General features: G+C 66.4%; 22 protein-coding genes. 18 read left to right on the forward strand and 4 right to left on the reverse strand.

Features of this window, described 5'->3' with window-relative positions:
- Positions 1-118: 118 nt before the first annotated feature.
- The 10 genes from CK498_RS15430 to CK498_RS15475 all read left to right on the forward strand — a co-directional run bounded on the left by CK498_RS15430 (position 119) and on the right by CK498_RS15475 (position 9,162).
- A complete protein-coding gene (locus CK498_RS15430; protein ID WP_095621726.1) occupies positions 119-2,455 on the forward strand; it encodes a putative monovalent cation/H+ antiporter subunit A in 2,337 nt (778 codons plus the stop codon).
- Positions 2,448-2,879, forward strand: coding sequence for a Na+/H+ antiporter subunit B (locus CK498_RS15435; RefSeq protein WP_095621727.1), 432 nt, complete (start codon positions 2,448-2,450; stop codon positions 2,877-2,879). The genes CK498_RS15430 and CK498_RS15435 overlap by 8 nt, the downstream gene beginning before the upstream one ends.
- Before the next feature lie 45 nt (positions 2,880-2,924).
- Positions 2,925-3,272 (forward strand): Na+/H+ antiporter subunit C, encoded by a 348-nt coding sequence (locus CK498_RS15440; protein ID WP_076746539.1) that lies wholly within the window; start codon positions 2,925-2,927, stop codon positions 3,270-3,272.
- Positions 3,269-4,831, forward strand: coding sequence for a Na+/H+ antiporter subunit D (locus CK498_RS15445; protein WP_095621728.1), 1,563 nt, complete (start codon positions 3,269-3,271; stop codon positions 4,829-4,831). Before CK498_RS15440 ends, CK498_RS15445 begins: the two co-directional genes overlap by 4 nt.
- Entirely contained in the window at positions 4,828-5,301 is a 474-nt protein-coding gene (locus CK498_RS15450) for a Na+/H+ antiporter subunit E (RefSeq protein ID WP_095621729.1), read from the forward strand. The genes CK498_RS15445 and CK498_RS15450 overlap by 4 nt, the downstream gene beginning before the upstream one ends.
- A gap of 27 nt (positions 5,302-5,328) precedes the next feature.
- Positions 5,329-5,598: a monovalent cation/H+ antiporter complex subunit F gene (locus tag CK498_RS15455; RefSeq protein WP_076746542.1), complete on the forward strand. Its 270-nt coding sequence runs from the start codon at positions 5,329-5,331 to the stop codon at positions 5,596-5,598.
- Positions 5,591-5,995: a monovalent cation/H(+) antiporter subunit G gene (mnhG, locus tag CK498_RS15460; protein ID WP_095621730.1), complete on the forward strand. Its 405-nt coding sequence runs from the start codon at positions 5,591-5,593 to the stop codon at positions 5,993-5,995. Before CK498_RS15455 ends, mnhG begins: the two co-directional genes overlap by 8 nt.
- Positions 5,996-6,191: 196 nt before the next feature.
- Positions 6,192-6,344 carry a DUF2256 domain-containing protein gene (locus CK498_RS15465; protein ID WP_095621731.1) on the forward strand — a complete coding sequence of 51 codons (153 nt, stop codon included), beginning with the start codon at positions 6,192-6,194 and terminating at the stop codon, positions 6,342-6,344.
- Positions 6,341-7,756 (forward strand): DASH family cryptochrome, encoded by a 1,416-nt coding sequence (locus tag CK498_RS15470; protein ID WP_095621732.1) that lies wholly within the window; start codon positions 6,341-6,343, stop codon positions 7,754-7,756. The genes CK498_RS15465 and CK498_RS15470 overlap by 4 nt, the downstream gene beginning before the upstream one ends.
- A 110-nt stretch (positions 7,757-7,866) precedes the next feature.
- Positions 7,867-9,162 carry a lytic murein transglycosylase gene (locus tag CK498_RS15475; RefSeq protein WP_095621733.1) on the forward strand — a complete coding sequence of 432 codons (1,296 nt, stop codon included), beginning with the start codon at positions 7,867-7,869 and terminating at the stop codon, positions 9,160-9,162.
- A 22-nt stretch (positions 9,163-9,184) separates the two neighbouring features.
- On the opposite strand, the gene CK498_RS15480 is transcribed toward CK498_RS15475, so the two are convergent.
- On the reverse strand, positions 9,185-9,898 hold the full coding sequence (locus CK498_RS15480; protein WP_095621734.1) for a 16S rRNA (uracil(1498)-N(3))-methyltransferase: 714 nt from the start codon (positions 9,896-9,898) through the stop codon (positions 9,185-9,187).
- A gap of 120 nt (positions 9,899-10,018) precedes the next feature.
- Here CK498_RS15480 and phaR point away from each other — a divergent pair, with 120 nt between their 5' ends.
- The 5 genes from phaR to coq7 all read left to right on the forward strand — a co-directional run bounded on the left by phaR (position 10,019) and on the right by coq7 (position 14,001).
- Positions 10,019-10,468, forward strand: a complete 450-nt coding sequence (gene phaR / locus CK498_RS15485; protein ID WP_095621735.1) for a polyhydroxyalkanoate synthesis repressor PhaR — start codon at positions 10,019-10,021, stop codon at positions 10,466-10,468.
- Between the two features lie 90 nt (positions 10,469-10,558).
- Positions 10,559-11,845 (forward strand): phosphoribosylamine--glycine ligase, encoded by a 1,287-nt coding sequence (gene purD, locus CK498_RS15490; RefSeq protein WP_095621736.1) that lies wholly within the window; start codon positions 10,559-10,561, stop codon positions 11,843-11,845.
- 126 nt (positions 11,846-11,971) lie between these two features.
- Positions 11,972-12,844 (forward strand): phosphoribulokinase, encoded by an 873-nt coding sequence (locus CK498_RS15495; RefSeq protein ID WP_095621737.1) that lies wholly within the window; start codon positions 11,972-11,974, stop codon positions 12,842-12,844.
- 24 nt (positions 12,845-12,868) lie between these two features.
- Positions 12,869-13,210, forward strand: coding sequence for a histidine triad nucleotide-binding protein (locus CK498_RS15500; protein ID WP_095621738.1), 342 nt, complete (start codon positions 12,869-12,871; stop codon positions 13,208-13,210).
- A 149-nt stretch (positions 13,211-13,359) separates the two neighbouring features.
- The gene (gene coq7 / locus CK498_RS15505) at positions 13,360-14,001 is read left to right on the forward strand and encodes a 2-polyprenyl-3-methyl-6-methoxy-1,4-benzoquinone monooxygenase (protein WP_095621739.1); all 642 of its coding nucleotides are present in this window, start codon (positions 13,360-13,362) and stop codon (positions 13,999-14,001) included.
- A 41-nt stretch (positions 14,002-14,042) separates the two neighbouring features.
- On the opposite strand, the gene CK498_RS15510 is transcribed toward coq7, so the two are convergent.
- The 3 genes from CK498_RS15510 to CK498_RS15520 are packed head-to-tail and all read right to left on the reverse strand — an operon-like array spanning position 14,043 to position 16,179.
- The gene (locus CK498_RS15510; protein WP_095621740.1) at positions 14,043-14,462 is read right to left on the reverse strand and encodes an OsmC family protein; all 420 of its coding nucleotides are present in this window, start codon (positions 14,460-14,462) and stop codon (positions 14,043-14,045) included.
- Positions 14,463-14,479: 17 nt separating this feature from the next.
- Complete coding sequence (murU, locus tag CK498_RS15515) at positions 14,480-15,157, reverse strand: N-acetylmuramate alpha-1-phosphate uridylyltransferase MurU (RefSeq protein WP_095621741.1); 678 nt, start codon at positions 15,155-15,157, stop codon at positions 14,480-14,482.
- Positions 15,154-16,179, reverse strand: coding sequence for an aminoglycoside phosphotransferase family protein (locus tag CK498_RS15520; RefSeq protein ID WP_095621742.1), 1,026 nt, complete (start codon positions 16,177-16,179; stop codon positions 15,154-15,156). Before CK498_RS15520 ends, murU begins: the two co-directional genes overlap by 4 nt.
- A 163-nt stretch (positions 16,180-16,342) precedes the next feature.
- Here CK498_RS15520 and CK498_RS15525 point away from each other — a divergent pair, with 163 nt between their 5' ends.
- The 3 genes from CK498_RS15525 (at position 16,343) to pdxA (ending at position 20,907) form a co-directional block, all read left to right on the forward strand.
- The gene (locus CK498_RS15525; protein WP_095621743.1) at positions 16,343-18,775 is read left to right on the forward strand and encodes an LPS-assembly protein LptD; all 2,433 of its coding nucleotides are present in this window, start codon (positions 16,343-16,345) and stop codon (positions 18,773-18,775) included.
- A 102-nt stretch (positions 18,776-18,877) separates the two neighbouring features.
- Positions 18,878-19,867, forward strand: a complete 990-nt coding sequence (locus CK498_RS15530) for a peptidylprolyl isomerase (RefSeq protein ID WP_095621744.1) — start codon at positions 18,878-18,880, stop codon at positions 19,865-19,867.
- A 2-nt stretch (positions 19,868-19,869) separates the two neighbouring features.
- Positions 19,870-20,907: a 4-hydroxythreonine-4-phosphate dehydrogenase PdxA gene (gene pdxA, locus CK498_RS15535; RefSeq protein ID WP_095621745.1), complete on the forward strand. Its 1,038-nt coding sequence runs from the start codon at positions 19,870-19,872 to the stop codon at positions 20,905-20,907.
- Positions 20,908-20,918: the final 11 nt, after the last annotated feature.

The raw sequence follows: 20,918 nt of genomic DNA on the forward strand, positions 1-20,918 counted from the left end.
CATTGTAGGCTTGCATGTCGCCCCGCAGTTAACCATTAGGCGTAGGATATTTATATCGTTGCGCCATCTGCCGTCCTGCGAGCGCGGGTGACGACGACCACAAGGAGAGACCCGCGTTATGCAACTAGCCGTGCTTTCAGGCTTCGTGCTGGCCGCTTTCGCCCCGCTGCTGCAACGCTGGTGCGGTGCACGAACCAGCCTGGTGCTTGCGCTCTATCCTGCCGCCCTGGCGCTGTGGCTGTTGACCCAGCTACCGGCGGTAATGGGCGGCGAGGTGCTGGTGTTCAGCCTGGAGTGGGTGCCGGCGCTGGGCATGAGCCTGACCTTCCTGCTCGACGGTCTGTCGATGCTGTTTGCGCTGCTGATCACGGTGATCGGTGCCTTCGTGTTGATCTATGCCGGCGGCTATCTCAAGGGCCACCCCGACCTGGTGCGCTTCCACGTGGTGATCGTCGCCTTCATGGTGTCGATGCTGGGGTTGGTGCTCGCCGATGGCCTGATGACACTGTTCGTGTTCTGGGAATTGACCAGCATCACCTCCTATCTGCTGATCGGCTTCAATCACACCGACCTCGAGGCACGCAAGTCGGCCCGCCAGGGGCTGTTCGTCACCGTCGGCGGTGGCCTGGCGCTGATGGCGGGGCTGGTGATGCTGGCGATTGCCGGCGACAGCTGGTCGCTGCAGGAGCTACTCAACGGCGGCGACGTGCTGCGCGAGCATGCTCTCTACCTGCCGATGCTGCTGTGCCTGCTGGGCGGCGCCTTCACCAAGTCGGCGCAGTTTCCGTTCCACTTCTGGCTGCCCAACGCCATGGCCGCCCCGACGCCAGTGTCGGCCTATCTGCACTCGGCGACCATGGTCAAGGCCGGCATCTACCTGCTGGCGCGGCTGCACCCCGGACTCGGCGGCACCGAGCTGTGGATCGGCATCCTCTCGGTGGTTGGTGCCCTGACCATGTTCACCGGCGCCTTCCTGGCGCTGCGGCATACCAACATCAAGAAGCTGCTGGCCTACTCGACGATCATGGCGCTGGGCACCTTGACCATGCTATTGGGCATCGGCACCGAAGGTGCGCTGATCGCCTTCGTCACCTTCCTGCTGGCTCACTCGCTGTACAAGGGGGCGCTGTTCATGGTGGCCGGTATCCTCGACCACGAGACCGGCACCAAGGATGTCACCGCCATGGGCGGGCTGCGCCGGCTGATGCCGGTCACCGCGCTGGTGGCTTGCATTTCGGCGCTGTCGTTGGCCGGGGTGCCGCCGCTGTTCGGCTTCATTGGCAAGGAGTTGATGTTCGAGTCGGTGCTCGACGCCGGCAGTTTCCGTGCCATCATCTTCCTGCTCAGCTTTGCGGCGGCGATCTTCACCATCGCCGTGGCGGCCATCGTGGTGCTGCGGCCGTTCTTCGGCGAGCGCCGCGAAACGCCCAAGGCGGCCCATGAGGCGCCCAGCTCGATGCTCGCCGGACCGGTGGGACTGGCGACGCTGACGCTGGCATTCGGCCTGCTGCCGGTACTGGCCGGTACCGGCCTGCTTACCGCGGCGGCTTCAGCGGTGGCCGGCGAGCCGCTGACGGTGTCGCTGTCGCTGTGGCATGGCATCAACCTGCCGCTGATCATGTCGCTGGTCAGCCTGGCGCTGGGCTACCTGCTGTTCCGCCACTGGGATCGGGTGCGTGGCAACCTGGCGCGTCTCGACCCGCTGTTCGCCCACGGCCCCGAGGCCGGCTACGAAAACCTGATGGATGGCATCGTGCGGGTCTCCGAGTGGCAGACTCGGGTGCTGCAGAACGGCTATATGCGTAACTACATCATGGTCATGGTGGTGGTGCTGATCGCCCTGGTGGGCAATTCGCTGCTGCTGCGCCATGCGCCCGAGTTCGCCATCAGTCTCGACGTGCAGTTCCACGAGGCGGTGGTGGCTGGGCTGATGGTATCGGGGGCGCTGTTCGCCTGCATCTCGCGCTCGCGGCTGGCAGCAGTGGCCTCGGTGGGCATCATGGGCTTCTGTATCGCGCTGACCTTCATCCTGTTCAGTGCCCCGGACCTGGGCATCACCCAGCTGCTGGTCGAGACCCTGACCGTGATCCTGTTGATCCTGGTGTTGTTCCGGCTGCCGCGCTTCGCCAGCCTGTCGACGCCGCTGGAGCGGGTCCGCGACCTGGTGGTGGCGGGCTCGATGGGGGTGCTGATCATGCTGCTGATCCTCACCGTGGTGGCCAGCAACCAGTTCGTGCCGGTGTCCGGCTACATGATCGAGAACAGCGTGCCGCTGGCCCATGGACGCAATATCGTCAACGTGATCCTGGTCGACTACCGTGCGCTGGATACGCTGGGCGAGATCTTCGTGCTGGCGCTGGCGGCGATCGGCGTGATCGCGATGCTCAAGCTACGCGCACCCAAGCCCGAGCCCAAGGGCGCGGGCAAGGGAGCCAAGGAGTCTGCCGATGGTTAAGTCGGGTACCATCATTCTGAATACCGCCGCACGGCTGCTGATGCCGCTGCAGCTGCTGTTCTCGGTGTTCCTGCTGCTGCGCGGCCACGACGAGCCGGGCGGCGGCTTCATCGCCGGCCTGGTGGCGGCGGGCGCCTTCATCCTCTACCTGTTCGCCTTCGGGGTGACGGCGACCAAGGAAGTGCTGCGCATGGTCGACCCCCGCGACCTGATCGGCCTGGGGCTGCTGCTGGGCACGCTGTCGATCCTGCCGGCCTGGTTCGTGGGTGAGGCGTTCTTCACCGCCCAGTGGTGGGAGATTCCGGGTATCGACTTCAAGGCATCGACGCCGCTGATCTTCGATATCGGCGTCTACCTGGCGGTGCTCGGCACCCTGCTGGCGGCGATCATGACGCTGATGGAGGTGGACAAGGATGAGCCCTGATCCCGTGACGCCGACGATTCACACGCCGACTCTTCAGGAGGTGCCATGGAACCGCTGATGGCGCTCGCCATAGGCCTGCTCTACGCCACCGCGATCTACATGATGCTGCGGCGCTCGATCGTCAAGCTGGTGATCGGCCTGATGCTGCTGTCCAACGCCGCCAACCTGCTGATCTTTACCTCGGCAGGGATGACCCGCGGCGCGCCGCCGTTGATTCCCGAAGGCGCCCTGGCGCCGGCCGGCCAGGTGGCCGACCCCTTGCCCCAGGCACTGGTGCTGACGGCGATCGTGATCGCCTTCGGCGTGCTGGCCTTCGCCGTGGTACTGATTCGCCGCGCCTATGAAATCGTCAAGGCCGATGATCTGGACAAGATGAAGGATACCGACACGTGAGGCCTGAAGTCGCACTCCCCGTTATCATTCCGCTGCTGTCCGGTGCGGTATCGCTGCTGTTCTGGCGCTCGCGCCCCATGCAGCGCTTCATCGCCGTGGCGGGTACCCTGGCGCTGCTGGTGGTTGGCCTGTGGCTGATCACCAGCGTCTCCCGCGAGGGCTATGTGGTCATCCACATGGGCAGCTGGCAGGCCCCCTACGGGATCAGCCTGGTGGCCGACATGCTCAGCGCGATCATGATCCTGCTGACCGGCATCATCGGCCTGGGGCTGGCAATTTATTCGCTGGCCTCCACCGGCCCCAATCACGAGAAGTTCGGCTTCTATCCGCTGATGCATCTGCTGCTGGCGGGGGTGGCCGGGGCCTTTCTGACCGGCGACATCTTCAACCTCTACGTGTGGTTCGAGGTAATGCTGGTGGCCTCCTTTGCGCTGTTGATCCTTGGCGGCGAGAAGGCGCAGATGGAGGGCGCGATCAAGTACGTGACCCTCAACTTGCTGGCCTCGGTGATCTTCCTCACTGCCATCGGCCTTCTCTACGGCATGGTCGGCACCCTCAACATGGCCGATGTCGGCCAGCGCCTGGCCGAAGCCGAGAACCAGGGCATGGTCGAGGTGCTGGCGGTGATGTTCATGATCGCCTTCGGCATCAAGGCCGCGGCCTTTCCGCTGTTCTTCTGGCTGCCGGCCTCCTATCACACCCCGCCGGTGGCGGTGTCGGCGCTGTTCGCCGGGCTGTTGACCAAGGTCGGGGTCTACTCGCTGTTCCGCGTGTTCACGCTGATGTTCGACCAGACCATGGATTATGTGCAGGACATCCTGCTGTGGGGCGCGGCCTTGACCATGGTCACCGGGGTGCTGGGAGCGGCGGCGCAGTACGAGTTCCGGCGCATCCTGTCGTTCCATATCGTCAGCCAGATCGGCTACATGATCCTGGGGCTGGCGCTGTTTACGCCGCTGGCGCTGGCCGGCGGGATCTTCGCGGTGATGCACAACATCATCGTCAAGACCAACCTGTTCCTGATCAGCGGCATTACCCACCGGCTGCAGGGCACCTACCAGCTCAAGAAGATGGGCGGGCTGTTCAAGGAACGGCCGTGGCTGTCGGTGGCGTTCTTCCTGTCGGCCTTCTCGCTGGCCGGGGTGCCGCCGCTGTCGGGCTTCTTCGCCAAGTTCGTGATCGTGCGTGCCGGCATCGAGGCCGAGGCCTATGTGGTCACTGCGGTTGCGCTGGCGGTGGGCCTGATGACCCTGTATTCGATGGTCAAGATCTGGAACGAGGTATTCTGGAAGAAACTGCCCGAGGACAACCTGGTGCCGGAAGCCTCTACGCCCAGCGGCGACGAGGGGCGCCTGGTCAAGAGCTCGTTGGGACTGATGTACCTGCCGGTGGCGATCCTGGCGCTGTTCACGGTGCTGATCGGGGTCTTCGCCCAGCCACTGATGGAGATGATGCTGATGGCCGGCGAACAGCTGATGAATTCCCAGGGCTACATCGACGCGGTGCTGGGCGACGATCAGGATGTGCTGTTGCGTGAAGCCCTGGAGGTGAATCCATGACCGGTGCGATCTGGAACCTGCTGCTGGCGCTGGCCTGGGTCATCCTGGGCGGCGAGTTCACCGGTATCAATCTGGTGGTGGGGCTGGTCTTCGGCTACATCACGCTGGTGCTGATCGAACCCCAGGTCGATGCACTCAAGGGCTACCCGGGGCGGATACCGCGGATCCTGATGTTTATCGGCTTCTTCATCAAGGAGTTGATTCTGGCCAACCTGCGGGTGGCCTTCGATATCCTGACCCCGCCTTGGCACATGCAGCCGGGGGTGATCGCGATGCCGCTCAAGGCCGAGACCGAACTCGAGATCACCATGGTGGCCAACCTGATTTCGCTAACCCCGGGGACCCTGAGCCTGGATGTCTCCGATGACAAGCGGGTGCTCTACATTCACGCCATGTTCCTCGATAACGAGGAGGAGCTGCGGCAAAGCCTGCAAGAGATGGAGAGCCGGGCGCTGGCGCTGTTCCGCTGACCGTTCGACGCCCTGTGAGGAGTGACCTTGGATACCGTGATTCTGATAAGTCAGGTGCTGATGGGCCTGGCGATGATACTCGCCTTCGTACGCCTGGTGCGTGGCCCCAGCCTGCCCGACCGCGTCGTGGCGCTGGAGCTGTTCGCCAGCATCATCGTTGGTCTGGTCGGCGTGCATGCGATCAGCTCCGACCTGTCGAGCTTTCTCGATGCGGCGATCGTCATCGCGCTGATGGCGTTTCTGTCCGCCATCGGCTTCGCGCGCTTTCTGGAACGTGGAGGACCCCGCGATGATTGAAGTGATCAAGGGCACGTTTATCATCGTCGGCGCGCTGTTCATGCTGCTGGCATCGCTGGGTATCCTGCGCCTGCCGGACCTGCTGACGCGCATGCACGCCACCACCAAGGCGGCGGCCCTGGGGGTGATCCTGGTGATGCTGGCGGTCGCCATGCACTTCGCCGAAGTCGGCGTGGTGGCACGCGCCTTCGCCATCATCACCTTCATCCTGATGACCGCACCGGTGGCTGCCCACGTGATCGGTCGCGCCGGCTACTTCGTCGGCTCCAAGCTGTGGAGTGGCACGGTCAAGGATGAGCTCAAGCCCAACTACGACCCATTGACGCACGAGCTCAAGAGTGGCCTCGAGACCGAGGCCAACGCCGCCCGGCAGCCCAAGAATACTGACAAACCCTGAAAGAGGACGAGCATGCGGCTACAACAGGGCCACCCGGCAGGGTGGCCCTGTTGCGTTGGGGGCAAGGCTGTCTTTTTATGTACATGGGGTGTAGATTTATATCACTGTTGTATAGGTGTTGGGTATGTAGGCACCGAGGCCCGCCTGCTTCAGGCGGCCAGTCCATCGGGCACCCCGGGTGCAAGCGAGTATGAGCATGCGTCGATCCGCCGATCTGCCAGCCAAGCAGTGTGAGCAGTGCCAGCGCCCTTACCAATGGCGACGCAAGTGGGCGCGCTGCTGGGACGAGGTGCGCTATTGCAGCGAGCGCTGCCGCCGCGAGGCACGTCTCGCCAGGCGGCTGGCATGAGCTGCGCCGTGGTGTGGCTGCGTCACGACCTGCGGGTGGCGGACAATCCGCTATTCGGTGCGCTGGATGGCGCAAGCTCGCTGGCCTGTGTCTATGTGCTGGATGCTCGTGAACTGCGCGACTGGGCGCCTCAGCAGGTCGCCAGGCGCTGCGGTCCGGCGCGATTGCGCTTTCTATGGCAAAGCTTGATGGCGCTGCGTGGCGAGCTGCTCAAGCGCGGCAGTGACCTGCTGGTGCGCATCGGCGACCCGGCCGAGGTCGTCGCCGAGCTGACCCAGCGGCTGGCGGCTGAGCGTGTGCTGGTGCGCGACGAGCCCGGCGTCGAGGAGCGCGCCCAGCTCGACAGGCTGACCCAGCGCCTGGACGATAGATGCCGGCTGCAGCGCCTCGAGTCGGGCATGCTGTTCGAGCGCACACAACTGCCCTTTGCCGAGGATGGGCTACCGGCGACGTTCTCGGCCTTCCGGCGGCGGATGGAGCGTGACTGGCAGGTGCTGACCCCTCGGCCTGCTCCGCTCACGCTGCCGCTATGGCCGGACGGCGCGCCACGCGGCCTGCCGCCGCTCGATCAGGTGTGTGGCGTGGCGGCTGGGTGGCCTGCCGCCAGCCAGGCACTCGAGGGCGGCGAAGCGCCTGCTTATCAGCGGCTAAGCCACTATCTCTGGGACAGCAACGCCATCGCCAGCTACAAGGAAACCCGCAACGGGCTGCTGGGGGCGGATTTCTCGACGCGTTTCTCGCCGTGGCTCGCCCACGGCTGCCTGTCGGCGCGTCAGATCCACGCCGAGGTGCGTGCCTGGGAGGTGGAGCATGGCGCCAACGAGTCGAGCTACTGGGTCATCTTCGAGTTGCTGTGGCGTGACTACTTCCACTGGGCCGCCTGGCAGGATGGGCCGGCGCTGTTCGGTGCGGCATCGCTGCCGGTGCCAGACACCGAGGTGCTGGCTTGGTGTGAAGGCAACACCGGCGTGCCGTTCGTCGATGCCGCCATGCATGAGCTGGCCAGCAGTGGCTGGCTCTCCAATCGCGCACGGCAGAACGTGGCCAGCTTTCTGGTCAAGGATCTTGGCGCTGACTGGCGGCTGGGGGCGGCGTGGTTCGAGCGTTGCCTGATCGATTACGATGCCGCCAGCAACTGGGGTAACTGGCGCTATGTGGCGGGGCTTGGTCGAGACCCGCGCCAGGGTCGCTACTTCAACGTGCTCAAGCAGGCGCGCTACTACGATCCCCAAGGCCACTACGTGGCCCACTGGCTGCCATCGCTGGCATCACTGCCGCCGGGGCCGGCTCGCCATCAGCCCTGGCAGGCGGCTCCCGAGCGCTTCGCGGCGCCGCGGGTCGAGCCGCCGGCTTGGTACGAATGGCGCATCCCGGCGTTGAGCGGTGCCGAACCGGTGGAGCCCGACGAGTAGGCATGTCGCTGGCAATATTGCTGGCTGTGCGGGCTGGTTCTCGGGCAGTATCTGGGCGATGATCGCGGTCAGTGAGACGACGTGTTTCGGAACCGCCGACAGGGATTGCCATGCGTAAGCTTTTATTTACCTCTCTTGTGTTCAGCATGCTCGCCGGCTGCCAGTCCGGTGCCAGCTTGGCACCGCCGGCGGCTGCAGATGACAGCGAGTCCCAGGCCAGTGATGCGGCTGCTGAAACTAGCGCTACGACATCGAGTGGCGCTGCCGAGGACAATGGCGCCGAGCGTCCGGCCAGCTTCACGGCCTGGATCGAAGCTTTCCAGCGCCATGCGCGCAGCGAAGGCATCTCCCAGTCGACGCTCGACGAGGCCTTCGCCGAGGTGCGCTACCAGCCGCGCATCATCGAGCTCGACCGGTCGCAGCCGGAGTTCGTGCGGCCGATCTGGGAATATCTCGATACTGCGGTCTCCTCGACGCGCATCAACCAAGGTCGCGCCAAGCTCGCCGAGCATCGCGACACCGCCCGCGAGATGGAGCAGCGCTACGGTGTACCGGCCGAGATCGTGGTGGCGATCTGGGGCATCGAGAGCAACTACGGTGGCAACTTCGGCAGCTTCTCGACCATCGATGCGCTGGCCACCCTGGGCTACGATGGCCGCCGCCAGAGCTTCGCCCGCGGCGAGCTGATGGCGGCGCTGCGGATCATCGAGCAGGGCGATATCGCCCCCGAGCAGATGGTCGGTTCCTGGGCCGGTGCCATGGGCCATACCCAGTTCATCCCCTCGAGCTTCGAGGCCTACGCCGAGGACGGCGACGGCGACGGGCGGCGCGATATCTGGGGCAGCATTCCCGACGTCATGGCCTCTACCGCCAACTACCTGGCGCGGGCCGGCTGGCAGCGCGGCCAGCCGTGGGGCGTCGAGGTCGAGTTGGGTAGCGACTTCGACTACTCCCTGGCCGACGATACCCGCCTGGGCAGCCGTGAGTGGGCCGAGCGTGGGGTACGCCCGGTCGACGGCGGCAGCCTGCCGGCGTTCAGCGAGGCGGCGGTGGTGGTGCCGGCGGGGGCCAACGGCCCGGCGTTCCTGGTCGGCCCCAACTATCGGGCGATCCTGCGCTACAACAACGCCACCAGCTATGCGCTGGCGGTGGGCACCCTGGCCGATCAGATCGCTGGGCGCAGCGGCGTGGTGCAGGGCTGGCCGCGCAGCGAGCAGCCGCTGACCCGCAGTCAGGTGCGTGAGTTGCAGCAGCGCCTCAACGCCGCCGGCTTCGATACCGGTACCCCGGATGGCGTGTTCGGCCCCAATACCCGCAGCGGGCTGCGCAGCTATCAGCGCGCCGAAGGGCTGGTGCCGGACGGTTTCGCCACCGTCAGCCTGCTGGAGCGGCTGCAGCGCCGCTAGGCCGAATCGACCGCCGCATCCGTCAGCCGAGCCGCGCGAGCAGTGCCACCACTGCGGTCTCGACGCGCAGGATGCGTGGGCCGAGATGAATGCCCTCGCAGCCAGCGGCCAGCAGCTGCTCGACCTCGTAGGGGATGAAACCGCCCTCGGGGCCGACCAGCAGGGTAGCGGGCTCTTCAAGGCCCCGCGGACAGGCCGCTGGCATGCCGGGATGCGCCAGCAGTGCCCGACGGCCGGCGATGTCATCGGCCAGGCAATCCTCGACGAAGGGCTTGAAGCGGGTCGCCAGGCGCACCTCGGGCAGCACGGTGTCGCGGGCTTGCTCGAGACCCAGCAGCAGGTGCTGATGGATCTTGTCGGGGTGCAACTCCGGCGACTGCCAGTAGCTCTTCTCGACGCGCCGCGTATGCAGCAGGGTGATGCGCTTGACGCCCAGTGCGGTGACGTGTTCCAGGCTGCGCGCCAGCATGCGCGGGCGCGGCAGGGCCAGGATCAATTCGATGTCCAGCGCCGGAGGCGGCGGCTGGTCGAGGGCATCGCACTCGAACCAGGCGCCCGCGGCGTCGAGGTGGGCCAGGCGGCCGCGGCCGATACCGCCGCCGAGCCGGCCCAGGGTCAGTTCGTCGCCGGGGTTGGCGCGGTGCACCTCGCACAGGTGGCGCAGGCGTCGCGGGTCGCCGATGTGCGCCTGGCCATCGGCCTGCCATTCGTCGGCGTCGAGCAGTATCAGATTCATCGTGTCTCTTGATTGAGGCTGGCTGGCAGCCGGTAGTCTACCCCAGCGTGGGCGAGTTTCGTTTGCATGGTTGGCCAGCCGGTGCACAATACCCGTAACAATGGATAAAGGAGCAGCGCCGTGCGCGTGATTCGCAAGTATGCCAACCGCCGTCTCTACGATACCGAGCAGAGCCGCTATGTGACCCTCGAGGACCTGCGTGGGTTGATTCTCGAAGAAGTGCCGTTTCGCGTCGAGGATGCCAAGAGCGGCGAGGATCTGACGCGGACCATTCTGCTTTCGATCATCATCGAGCAGGAGCAGGCTGGCGGCGAGTCGGAGGTGTTCTCCAATGACCTGCTGGAGCAGCTGATCCGGGTCTATGCCATGTCCCAGCCGCTGCCGTTGGCGCGCTATCTGGAGCAGGGCACGCGGCTGATGATGGAGCAGCAGCAGCGCATGCAGGATCAATGGCAGCAGGCCATGCGCCACTCACCGATGGAGCTGATGCGCGAACTGGCCGAGGAGAACATGCGCTTCTGGCAGCAGACCATCAACCAGGGCCAGCAGCGCAAAGACGACGAGGAGTAATGGCGGCCGACAGCCTGCCAGGCTTCTGGCATACTGTCGGCCCGAAATCTTTCCCATCCTGCGTATCAATCTGTCGAGCAAGGTCTGTAGATGAAGGTTCTTATCATCGGCGGCGGTGGCCGCGAACATGCCCTGGCCTGGAAGGTCGCCCAGTCTCCCGCCGTGGCGCGGGTCTTCGTGGCGCCGGGCAATGCCGGTACGGCCGGCGAGGCCAAGCTCGAAAACGTCACGTTGGCGGCCGATGATCTGGCCGGGCTCGAGGCCTTTGCCCGCCAGCAGGCCATCGAGCTGACCATCGTTGGCCCCGAGGCGCCGCTGGTCGAGGGCGTGGTCGATCGCTTCCAGGCCGCTGGGCTGGCCATCTTCGGCCCCAGCCAGGCGGCCGCCCAGCTCGAGGGTTCGAAGTCCTTCACCAAGGACTTCCTGGCGCGTCATGCGATTCCCACGGCTGAGTACGCCACCTTCACCGAGATAACCCCGGCGCTGGCCTACCTGGCCGAGAAGGGTGCGCCGATCGTGATCAAGGCCGACGGCCTGGCGGCCGGCAAGGGCGTGATCGTGGCCATGAGCGAGGCCGAGGCCGAGGCGGCGATCCGCGATATGCTCGAGGCCAACGCCTTCGGCGATGCCGGTGCGCGGGTGGTGATCGAGGAGTTCCTCGACGGCGAGGAGGCCAGCTTCATCGTCATGGTCGACGGCAAGCACGTGCTGCCGATGGCCACCAGCCAGGATCACAAGCGCGCCTTCGACGGCGATACTGGCCCCAACACCGGCGGCATGGGGGCCTACTCGCCGGCACCGGTGGTCACTCCGGCGGTCTATGAGCGCATCATGGCGCAGGTCATTGCCCCCACCGTCGAGGGCATGGCCGCCGAGGGCCACCCCTATGTGGGCTTCCTGTATGCCGGCCTGATGATCGACGCCGAGGGCAACCCCAAGGTGATCGAGTACAACTGCCGCTTCGGTGATCCCGAGACCCAGCCGATCATGCTGCGCCTGCAGTCCGATTTGGCGGCGCTGTGCCTGGCCGCGACCCGCGGCGAACTGGACACGGCGCGCTGCGAGTGGGACCCGCGTGCGGCGGTGGGCGTGGTGCTGGCCGCCGGCGGCTACCCGGGCGAGTATCGCAAGGGTGACGTGATCGACGGCCTCGAGGCTGCCGAGCAAACGGGCTGCAAGGTCTTTCACGCCGGCACCGCCAACGACGCCGAGGGGCGTGTGGTGACCAGCGGCGGCCGGGTGCTGTGTGTCACCGCGCTGGGCGACAACGTCTCCCAGGCGCGGGATCTGGCCTACCGCGGCGCGGCGGCCATCGACTGGCCCGAGCTGCTGCTGCGTCGCGATATCGCCTATCGTGCCATTGCCCGCGAGGCATGAATGGCGTCATCCTGAACGCTTCGCTTGTCGGCACCCCAGTTGCCGCTGACAACAACAACCGGAGAGGCCCATGATGATTGCTGCCACCCGGCACTTACGCCGTCACTCCCGCGCGGGGCGCGACTGATGTCCCGCGAGTACCCGGTGATCGCGGTGACCGGCTCCTCGGGGGCCGGGACCACCACGGTGCGGCGCACCTTCGAGCGCATGTTCGCCCGCGAGGATGTGCATGCCGCCTTCGTCGACGGTGATGCCTTCCACCGCTATACCCGCGATGAGCTGGCGCGGATGTTTCGCGAGGAGCCGGAGCGCACCGACGAGCTGTCGCACTTCGCCGTCGAGGCCAACCTGCTCGATCGCCTCGAGACGCTGCTGCAGGAGTATGGCGAGCAGGGTACCGGTACCTACCGGCACTATATCCACGCCGAAGACAAGCGCATGGTCGAGGCCGGCCATCAGGTCGGCACCTTCACCGACTGGCAGCCGCTGCCCTGTGGCACTGACCTGCTGTTCTACGAAGGGTTGCACGGTGGCCTGGTTACTGCCGACCTGGATATCGCCCGCCATGTCGACCTGCTGGTGGGGGTCGCGCCGACCATGAACCTGGAGTGGATTCAGAAGATCGACCGCGATACCAAGCTGCGCGGCTACTCTCAGGAAGCGGTGATCGACACCATCCTGGGGCGTATGCACGACTATGTGCGCTATATCCAGCCGCAGTTCTCGCGCACTCATATCAATTTCCAGCGCGTACCCACCGTGGATACCTCCAACCCCTTCGAGGTGCAGGACATTCCCACCGACGCCGAATCGTTCGTGGTGATCCGCTTCCGCGACCCCTCGGCGGTGGATTTTCCCTACCTGCTGGCGATGATTCAGGACGCCTTCATGAGCCGCCCGCACACCCTGGTGGTGCCCGGTTCGCGGATGCCGCTGGCCATGGAGCTGATTCTCGCCCCGCTGTTGCGCCACCTGCTCGCCCAGCGGCGCTTTCGTTGACCGAACCTTTGCCAGGAGTCGTCCATGTCTACGCTGTTCAGTAAGATCATCGAGCGCGAGGTGCCCGCCGATATCGTCTATGAAGACGATCAGGTGCTGGCCTTCCACGACATCAACCCCCAGGCCCCGACGCATATCCTGATCATCCCCAAGAAGCCGATCGCCACCCTCAATGACCTCACCGAGGAGGATCAGGCGCTGGTCGGGCGCCTGCCGCTGGTCGCCGCCAAGCTGGCCAAGCAGCTGGGATTTGCCGAGGAGGGCTATCGGGTGGTGATGAACTGCAATGAAAATGGCGGCCAGACGGTCTACCATATACATATGCACCTGATGGGCGGTCGCCGCTTCACTTGGCCGGCTGGCTAGCCGGCGCTCTACGGGCCTCGTGCTCCGCGCCCCCTAAGCGCTGCGACGCATCGGTGCATACCTTTCGTAACTGCAGTAACGGACGGCCGCCCTTGGGCGGCCGTCTGCTGCGTGGCCAAGGCCATCATTCCTGCCAGGAGGCATCCACCATGTCACGCCAACTCTCCACCACCGACCAGTGGATCGGCCAGTTCGATAGCGTGCTGCGTACGCTGGTGCCGCACGCCGCCCAGGCCGCGCGACCGTCGCCGGCCGGCGAGCTGCCCGAGGCGTCGCTCAGCGAGGCCGAGCGCGAGCATACGGTGGGTCTGATGCGCATCAATCACACCGGCGAGGTGTGCGCCCAGGCGCTCTATCAGGGCCAGGGCCTGACCGCCAAGTTGCCCGATACCCGCGAGCAGATGGAGCGCGCCGCCCAGGAGGAGATCGATCACCTGGCCTGGTGCGATGCGCGCCTGCAGGAGCTGGAGGGCCGCACCAGCCTGCTCAACCCGCTGTTCTACGCCGCTTCCTTCGGCCTGGGAGCGATGGCTGGGGCAGTGGGCGACCGGGTCAGCCTGGGCTTCGTGGCCGCCACCGAGGAGCAGGTTGGCAGGCACCTCGACGAGCACCTGCTCGAGCTAACCGCGGCGGATCGCCGCTCGCGGGCGATCCTCGAGCAGATGCGCGAAGACGAGGCGCACCACGAGCGCTGGGCGCTGGAGGCCGGCGGCGCGCGTTTTCCGCTGCCGGTCAAGCTGGGTATGCGGCTGGTCTCCAAGGTCATGACCCAGAGCGTCTACAGGATCTAACCGGCGGCTCGGCGAGAAGCGTTGGGGACAGGTCGCTTGCCTTACTCCTCGACGATGGTATAGGCGTGGCTGATCTCGACCCCGCCTTGAGCCAGCATGATCGAAGCGCTGCAGTACTTCTCGGCGGACAGTGACACCGCACGCTCCACCTGTTTTTCCTTGAGGCCGCGGCCGGTGACGGTGAAGTGCACGTGGATCCTGGTGAAGACGCTGGGCACGCTGTCGGCGCGCTCGGCCTCGATGGTCGCAACGCAGTCGCTGACCGGGGCGCGGGACTTCTCGAGGATCTCCAGCACGTCGAAGGAGGTGCAGGCGCCGAGGCCCATCAGCAGCATCTCCATTGGGCGTGGGCCGGTATTGCGGCCGCCGTGGTCCGGCGGGCCGTCGATCACCACGCTGTGACCGCTGCCTGACTCGGCAACGAACTGGCGACCATCGGTCCATTTGACACTGGCTTTCATATCGCGGTCCTTCTGTTTCAGTGAGCGGAGGGCGTGCCCCGTAGAAGGGCGTCGAGGGCATAAAGGCGCGCCGGCGTGCCGACATCGACCCAGGTGCCGCGGTAGTGGTGGCCGCGCACCTGGCCCGCATCCATGGCACGCTTGAGCAGCGGCGCCAGGGCGAAAGCGCCCGGCGGCTGGTCGGCGACCAGCGCCGGGTCGAGCAGGCTGAGACCGGCGAAGGTCAAGCGTGGCGAGCCCTCGACGTGGACGCCGCCACGGGCATCGAGATGGAAGTCGCCGGCCGGGTGGTGGTCGGGGTTGTCGACCAGCCACAGGTGCGCCAGGGCCCCCTCCAGTGCCGGCATGGTATCAAGCGCGGCATCGCACCAGATATCACCGTTGACCAGTAGGAACGGCGCCTCGCCGAGCAGCGGCAGTGCCTGGCGAATGCCGCCACCGGTCTCCAGCGGCGCCTCCTCGCGGCTCCAGGCGATGCGCACGCCATAGTCGCTACCGTCGCCCAGCGCCTGGATGATCTGCTCACCGCGGTAGCTGACGTTGATCACGATATCATCGATGCCCGCGGCCGCCAGTCGCTCCAGCTGGTGGGCGATCAGCGGCCTGCCGGCCACCGGCAGCAGCGGCTTGGGGCAGTGGTCGGTGAGGGGGCGCATGCGGGTGCCGAACCCGGCGGCCAGGATCATCGCCTTCATCGGTACGCTACCTCGACACCGCGTGCCTGCAGCGCGCGGGTCAGCGCCGGCTCGAACTGACCCTGCAGCCAGTCAGCGAGGATGGCGAACTCGGCGTGGGGCGCCAGGCTATCCTCGAGGTGGGCCACGAAGTGCGGCAGGCGTGCCAGGTAGCCGGCCTTGCCGTCGCGCAGGGTGAGGCGGCAGAAGATACCCAGCACCTTGAGGCAGCGCTGGGCGGCCATGGCGTCGACCTGACGGCGAAACGCCTCGGCACCCTCGTCCCTGGGCAGGCGACCGTCACCCAGGGCGCGCTGGCGAAAGGCCTCGCAGCGCCGCCCGAAATCGTCCAGGTCGAAGCGCCGGTAGCGGCCGCGCAGCAGCGAGATCAGGTCGTAGCTGAGCGGCCCGGCCACGGCGTCCTGAAAGTCGATGACATAGAGCCGCTCGCGGTGGCACATCAGGTTCATGGCGTCGAAATCGCGATGCACCGCGACCCGCGGCTGGGCCAGCGCCATCTCGATCAAGCGCTGACGCCAGGCCGGCCACTGGGGCGGTGGCGCGAGGTCGACCACCCGGGCCAGGCACCAGTCGGGGAACAGGTCCAGCTCGCGGCCGAGCAGGGCGGCATCATAGGCCGGCAGGCCGTCCAACGGGGCCTGGTTCTGCAGTGCGTCGAGCAGCGCCTCGGCGGCCTCATAAGCTGTGTCTTGGCCCGTGTCGCTGAGCTGTGCATTGAGCGGGGCATCGCCGAGGTCGTCGAGCTCGAGGAAGCCCTGCTCGAGGTCGGCCGCATGGACACTCGGCACCGGCAGGCCGGCGTCGCGCCACTGCTCGGCGATGCGCAGGAAGGGGGTACTATCTTCCTGCGTCGGCGGGGCGTCCATCAGCATCCGCGTGGTGCCGTCGGGCAGCCTCAGGCGGTAGTAGCGGCGAAAACTGGCGTCACCGGCGGCCAACTGCAGATCGATGCTGCCCGCCGTTAGGCCGTGGCGGGCCGCGCTCCAGTTGGCCAGGGCGGTGAGGCGAGGCGTGTGGGGCATGAAAACTCCTGGTCGAGGGGCCGTGCCGGTGCCAGCGGTTGACGGGCCGCGGGCGCCACCGCATGCTGAGCCAAACGCCACCGGCGATCAGGGCCAGTCGCGGGCGACAGCCGTAACGCGCTCTGTATAATACCGATTTCACTCGCCAAGGACATCGAGAAACATGGGCAAGCGACTCTCCTGGACTGCCCTGGTCGGGCTCGCCAGCGGCTCCGGCCTGTGGGTCATGACGGCCCACGCCGCACCACCGCCGCCGCTTCCGGCCGATCGCCTCGACTGGCAGCCGTGGGGAGAGCAGGCCCCGGCCGATGCGCTGTGCCGTGGGCGCTACGTGATGCCCGAGTACCGTATCGAGGCCGCGCCGAACCCGGAACAGGCGCGCTCGGAGTCCGACGATGCCAGCTACGGTGAGGATGGTGAGACGATCCTCGGTGGTGAGGTGGTGCTGCGCCGCGGCGAGAGCCAGCTAGAATCACCCCGGGTCAGGGTCAACGCCGAGCGTGATCGCGCTTTCGCCTCGGGGCCGGTGACGCTGCGCGACCAGGGTCTGCTGCTGCGCGGTGATGCCGCCGAGCTGTCGCTGGTCGATGACCAGGCCGAGGTCGATACCGCCCACTACGTGTTGCACGATCAGCGCTTGCGCGGCGGGGCGCAGCGCCTCGAGCGCCTCGACGACGGCCGCTACCGGATGACCGAGGCCAGCTTCACCACCTGCGACCCCGGTGACAACCTCTGGCAACTGGTCGGCAACGATGTGGTTCTCGACCAGGAGAGCGGCTTCGGCACTGCGCGCCACGCGCGGCTCGAGGTGGCCGACGTGCCAGTGTTCTACTGGCCCTGGGTGCGTTTTCCCATCGATGACCGGCGCCAGAGCGGCTTTCTTTGGCCGACCCTGGGGATCTCCAGCAACTCGCTGGACTACGCCCAGCCCTACTACTTCAATCTCGCGCCCAACTACGACGCCACCCTGACCCCGCGCTGGATCACCGATCGCGGCCTGCTGCTGGGGGGGGAGTTCCGCTACCTGTTCGACAGCGACGAAGGCCAGATCGAAGGCGCCTACCTGGCCGATGATCAGGGTGGCTCGGCGCGCGACCCCGACAACCCCAGCCGGCGCTTCGAGGGTGAGGATCGCTGGTATATCGATTATCAGCATCAGGGCCGCTTCTCTCCCCAGCTGCGCTACCAGCTGCGCTACGGCGGTGCCAGCGATGGCCGCTACTTTGAGGATTATGGCGGCGACTTCGGCGAGCAGGAGACCGAGAACATGCCGCGCCTGGCGCAGCTCGACTATCGCGGCAGCCTGTGGCGGCTCGAGGCGCGTGCCCAGGGCTTCCAGAAGCTGGAGGACCCGCTACGCGATCGCGACAAGCCCTTCTATCGGCTGCCCAGCCTGACCGCCAATGCGACCTGGCGCCAGGATAACGGGCTCTATCAACAGTGGCGCTCCAATGCCACCTACTTCTGGCGCGATGTGGATGAAACCCGCGTGCCGCTGCGTGAGTCGGCGACCGGCGGGCGCGTGCATCTCTCGCCGGCATTCGGCTGGCGGGGCGAGCCGAGCTGGGGGTTTCTCGAGCCGCGGGTGGAGATGCTGCACACCGCCTACGAGGTCGACTATGGCGATCGCCAGACCGACCGCGATACCAGTCTGACACGCACCGTGCCGGTCACCTCGGTGGACGCCGGCCTGATCTTCGAGCGTGAGCTCGACGTGCGCGGCAACGGCTATCGCCAGACCCTGGAGCCGCGCCTCAACTACGCCTACGTGCCAGCCCGGGATCAGAGCGATTTTCCCGATTTCGACACCAATGAGCGGGCCTTCTCCTGGAACCAGTTGTGGTCGCCGCACCGATTCTCCGGGGCGGATCGGGTCGGTGATCTCAATCGCCTCTCCTATGGCGTCAGCACTCGCTTCCTGGCCGATGACAGCGGCCGTGAGCGCTTCTCGCTGGGCGTCGGGCAGGCCACCTACTTCGATGATCGCACCATCGACATGAATGGCGATCCCGACACCCTGCCCCCCGAGAGGAGTTTCGAGCGGCGCTACAATGCGGTTCGCGACCGCTCGCCGGTGGTCACCCGACTGGACTGGCAGGTCACCGACCGCTGGAGTGCCGGCTACGAGCTGCTTTACGATGAGCAGCGGCGTCTCACCGAGCGCAACTCGGTGGATCTGCGCTATCGCGATCCGCGCGGCCATGTGTTGAACCTAGGCTACCGCTGGGAACTCGAAGGGTTCGATCCATCGCTGGATGAAGAGGACCGGCTCGATTACAACCGTGAGGAGTACGATGTCTCCGGTGCCTATCGCATCAGCCCGCGCGTGGACGTGATCGGACGTTTCACGTACGACCATACCAACAGCCGGGCCCTGGAACAGCTGGCCGGGGTGCAGTGGAACGACTGCTGCTACGGACTGCAGCTGGTGTGGCGTGAATGGGTCGACGACAATGATACGGCGAGGATCGACGATGATTTCACTGATCGCGGTATCTTCCTGCGCTTCGTATTCAAGGGCCTGGGGGGCGTTGGGCGCGATGCGGACAGCTATTTCGAAGAGGCGATCCCCGGCTATCGGCCGACCCAGTTCTAATGCCGCCGCCGTTGTCCTGGCAACGGCGCGTGGATACATCGTGTCCCGCCTGCGAGTGGGACGCCGAGCAGAGAGTCAATGATGAGAGTAGATGAGGTAGCTATGCGCAGTCGACATTCCTCCCCGCGGCACGCGGTGACAAGCTGGCTGATGCTGGCCATCGGCCTGCTGTTACTGGCGCCGGCCGCCTGGGCTCAGTCGATTCAGCCGCTCGACCGAATCGTGGCGGTGGTCAACCAGGGTGCGATCATGGCCAGCGAGCTCGAGCAGCGGGTAGAGCAGGCGCGCAGCCAGCTCACCGGTCGCGGCATCGACTCGCCCCCCGACCAGACGCTGCGGCGCCAGGTGCTGGAGCAGATGATCAATGAAGAGATCCAGCTGCAGATGGCGCGCAGTGCCAACCTCAGCGTCGACGACACTGAGCTCAACCGAGCGGTGCGCTCGATCGCCGAGAGCAACAACATGACCCTCGACCAGTTCGCCGATGCGGTTGAGGCGGACGGCCTGACCCTGGCGTCGGTGCGCGAGGAAGTGCGACGCGAGCTGATCATGCGCGAGCTGCAGCAGCGCCAGGTAGGCAGCCGGGTCAACGTCAGCGAGCGCGAGGTGGATCGCCACCTCGACCAGCAGGGTGCCACCCAGGGGGTGCGCTACCGCCTGGCGCATATCCTGGTGGCGCTGCCGCAGTCGCCGACCAGCGACCAGGTCAGTGAGGCGCAGCAGACCATCCAGCGGCTGCGCGGTGAGCTGCAGGCCGGCGCCGACTTCGCACAATTGGCTGCCGCCGAGTCCGACGGTGGGCAGGCTCTCGACGGTGGCGAAATCGGCTGGCGCGAAGCCGGCGAGGTGCCCAGCGTATTTGCCGAGGTGGTGCCGCAGCTCGAGGTCGGCGAGTTCAGCCAGCCGCTGCGCAGCCCCAGTGGCTTCCACATCGTCAAGCTGCTCGATCGCGAACAGAGTGGCCAGTCGGCTGGCGGCCAGAATCAGCGCGACCGGGCGCGCCAGGCGCTGTTCCAGCGCAAGGCCAACGACGAGCTGGATATCTGGCTGCAGGAAATTCGCGCCGATGCCTTCGTCGAGGTACGGCTGTAAGCATGCGCCCGCTGGTGATCACCGCCGGCGAGCCCGCTGGCATTGGTCCCGACCTGATCCTTGGGCTGGCCGCCAACGGTGCCGAGGTGGGGCGGCCGTGGCTGGCGATCGGCGATCCCGAGCTGTTCCGCCAGCGTGCCGCGCAGCTCGACCTGGCGGTCGAGGTGGTGGCCCTGGCCGATGGCGAGGCACCGCAGATGGCCCCGGGGCGGCTATCGCTCTGGCCGGTCGCCCTCCGGTCGCCCTGCCAGGCCGGCACACTATCGCTGGCCAATGCCGGCCATGTGCTCGAGTGTCTCGATGTGGCGATTGCTGCTTGCCGCGCGGGGCGCGCGGCCGCGATGGTCACCGCACCGCTGCACAAGGGCGTGATCATCGAGGCCGGGTGGACGCAGTTCACGGGCCATACCGAGTACCTGCGCGACGCCTGCGGCATCGACGAGGTGGTGATGATGCTGGCCACCGACGATGCGCTGCATGCCCGACAGCCTGGCTGGCAGGGCGACCCTGGGCTGCGGGTGGCGCTGGCCACCACCCATCTGCCACTGCGCGACGTGGCCGATGCCATTACCCCGGCGTCACTTGGCCGGGTGCTGCGGATTCTCGACCACGACCTGCGGTGTGATTTCGGTATCGCCCGACCGCGTATCGCGGTGTGCGGACTCAACCCCCACGCCGGCGAGGATGGCCACCTGGGGCGCGAAGAGCTCGAGGTGATCACCCCGACCCTGGAGGCGCTACGTGGCGAAGGGCTGACCCTGGATGGCCCGCTGCCCGCCGACACCCTGTTTACGCCGCGCCATCTGGCCGGCGTCGATGCGGTGCTGGCGATGTATCATGACCAGGGTCTGGCGGTACTCAAGTACGCCGGCTTCGGTCGCGGTGCCAATCTCACCCTGGGCCTGCCGATCGTGCGCACCTCGGTGGACCACGGCACCGCCCTCGATCTCGCCGCCAGCGGTCGCGCCGATGGCGGCAGCCTCAGGGTAGCACTCAACCTGGCTGCCGAGATGGCCGCCGCGCGGGCCGCTAGCGCCTGATCCATGATTTT

Source organism: Halomonas salipaludis (assembly GCF_002286975.1).
GTDB classification, from domain to species: domain Bacteria; phylum Pseudomonadota; class Gammaproteobacteria; order Pseudomonadales; family Halomonadaceae; genus Franzmannia; species Franzmannia salipaludis.

Excerpts from the sequence above, each read along its gene's own strand:
- CK498_RS15430 (WP_095621726.1), top strand. The coding sequence starts at position 119 with ATGCAACTAGCCGTGCTTTCAGGCTTCGTGCTGGCCGCTTTCGCCCCG.
- CK498_RS15435 (WP_095621727.1), top strand. The coding sequence starts at position 2,448 with ATGGTTAAGTCGGGTACCATCATTCTGAATACCGCCGCACGGCTGCTG.
- CK498_RS15440 (WP_076746539.1), top strand. The coding sequence starts at position 2,925 with ATGGAACCGCTGATGGCGCTCGCCATAGGCCTGCTCTACGCCACCGCG.
- CK498_RS15450 (WP_095621729.1), top strand. The coding sequence starts at position 4,828 with ATGACCGGTGCGATCTGGAACCTGCTGCTGGCGCTGGCCTGGGTCATC.
- mnhG (WP_095621730.1), top strand. The coding sequence starts at position 5,591 with ATGATTGAAGTGATCAAGGGCACGTTTATCATCGTCGGCGCGCTGTTC.
- CK498_RS15465 (WP_095621731.1), top strand. The coding sequence starts at position 6,192 with ATGCGTCGATCCGCCGATCTGCCAGCCAAGCAGTGTGAGCAGTGCCAG.
- CK498_RS15470 (WP_095621732.1), top strand. The coding sequence starts at position 6,341 with ATGAGCTGCGCCGTGGTGTGGCTGCGTCACGACCTGCGGGTGGCGGAC.
- CK498_RS15475 (WP_095621733.1), top strand. The coding sequence starts at position 7,867 with ATGCGTAAGCTTTTATTTACCTCTCTTGTGTTCAGCATGCTCGCCGGC.
- CK498_RS15480 (WP_095621734.1), bottom strand. The coding sequence starts at position 9,898 with ATGAATCTGATACTGCTCGACGCCGACGAATGGCAGGCCGATGGCCAG.
- purD (WP_095621736.1), top strand. The coding sequence starts at position 10,559 with ATGAAGGTTCTTATCATCGGCGGCGGTGGCCGCGAACATGCCCTGGCC.
- CK498_RS15495 (WP_095621737.1), top strand. The coding sequence starts at position 11,972 with ATGTCCCGCGAGTACCCGGTGATCGCGGTGACCGGCTCCTCGGGGGCC.
- CK498_RS15500 (WP_095621738.1), top strand. The coding sequence starts at position 12,869 with ATGTCTACGCTGTTCAGTAAGATCATCGAGCGCGAGGTGCCCGCCGAT.
- coq7 (WP_095621739.1), top strand. The coding sequence starts at position 13,360 with ATGTCACGCCAACTCTCCACCACCGACCAGTGGATCGGCCAGTTCGAT.
- CK498_RS15510 (WP_095621740.1), bottom strand. The coding sequence starts at position 14,462 with ATGAAAGCCAGTGTCAAATGGACCGATGGTCGCCAGTTCGTTGCCGAG.
- murU (WP_095621741.1), bottom strand. The coding sequence starts at position 15,157 with ATGAAGGCGATGATCCTGGCCGCCGGGTTCGGCACCCGCATGCGCCCC.
- CK498_RS15520 (WP_095621742.1), bottom strand. The coding sequence starts at position 16,179 with ATGCCCCACACGCCTCGCCTCACCGCCCTGGCCAACTGGAGCGCGGCC.
- CK498_RS15525 (WP_095621743.1), top strand. The coding sequence starts at position 16,343 with ATGGGCAAGCGACTCTCCTGGACTGCCCTGGTCGGGCTCGCCAGCGGC.
- CK498_RS15530 (WP_095621744.1), top strand. The coding sequence starts at position 18,878 with ATGCGCAGTCGACATTCCTCCCCGCGGCACGCGGTGACAAGCTGGCTG.
- pdxA (WP_095621745.1), top strand. The coding sequence starts at position 19,870 with ATGCGCCCGCTGGTGATCACCGCCGGCGAGCCCGCTGGCATTGGTCCC.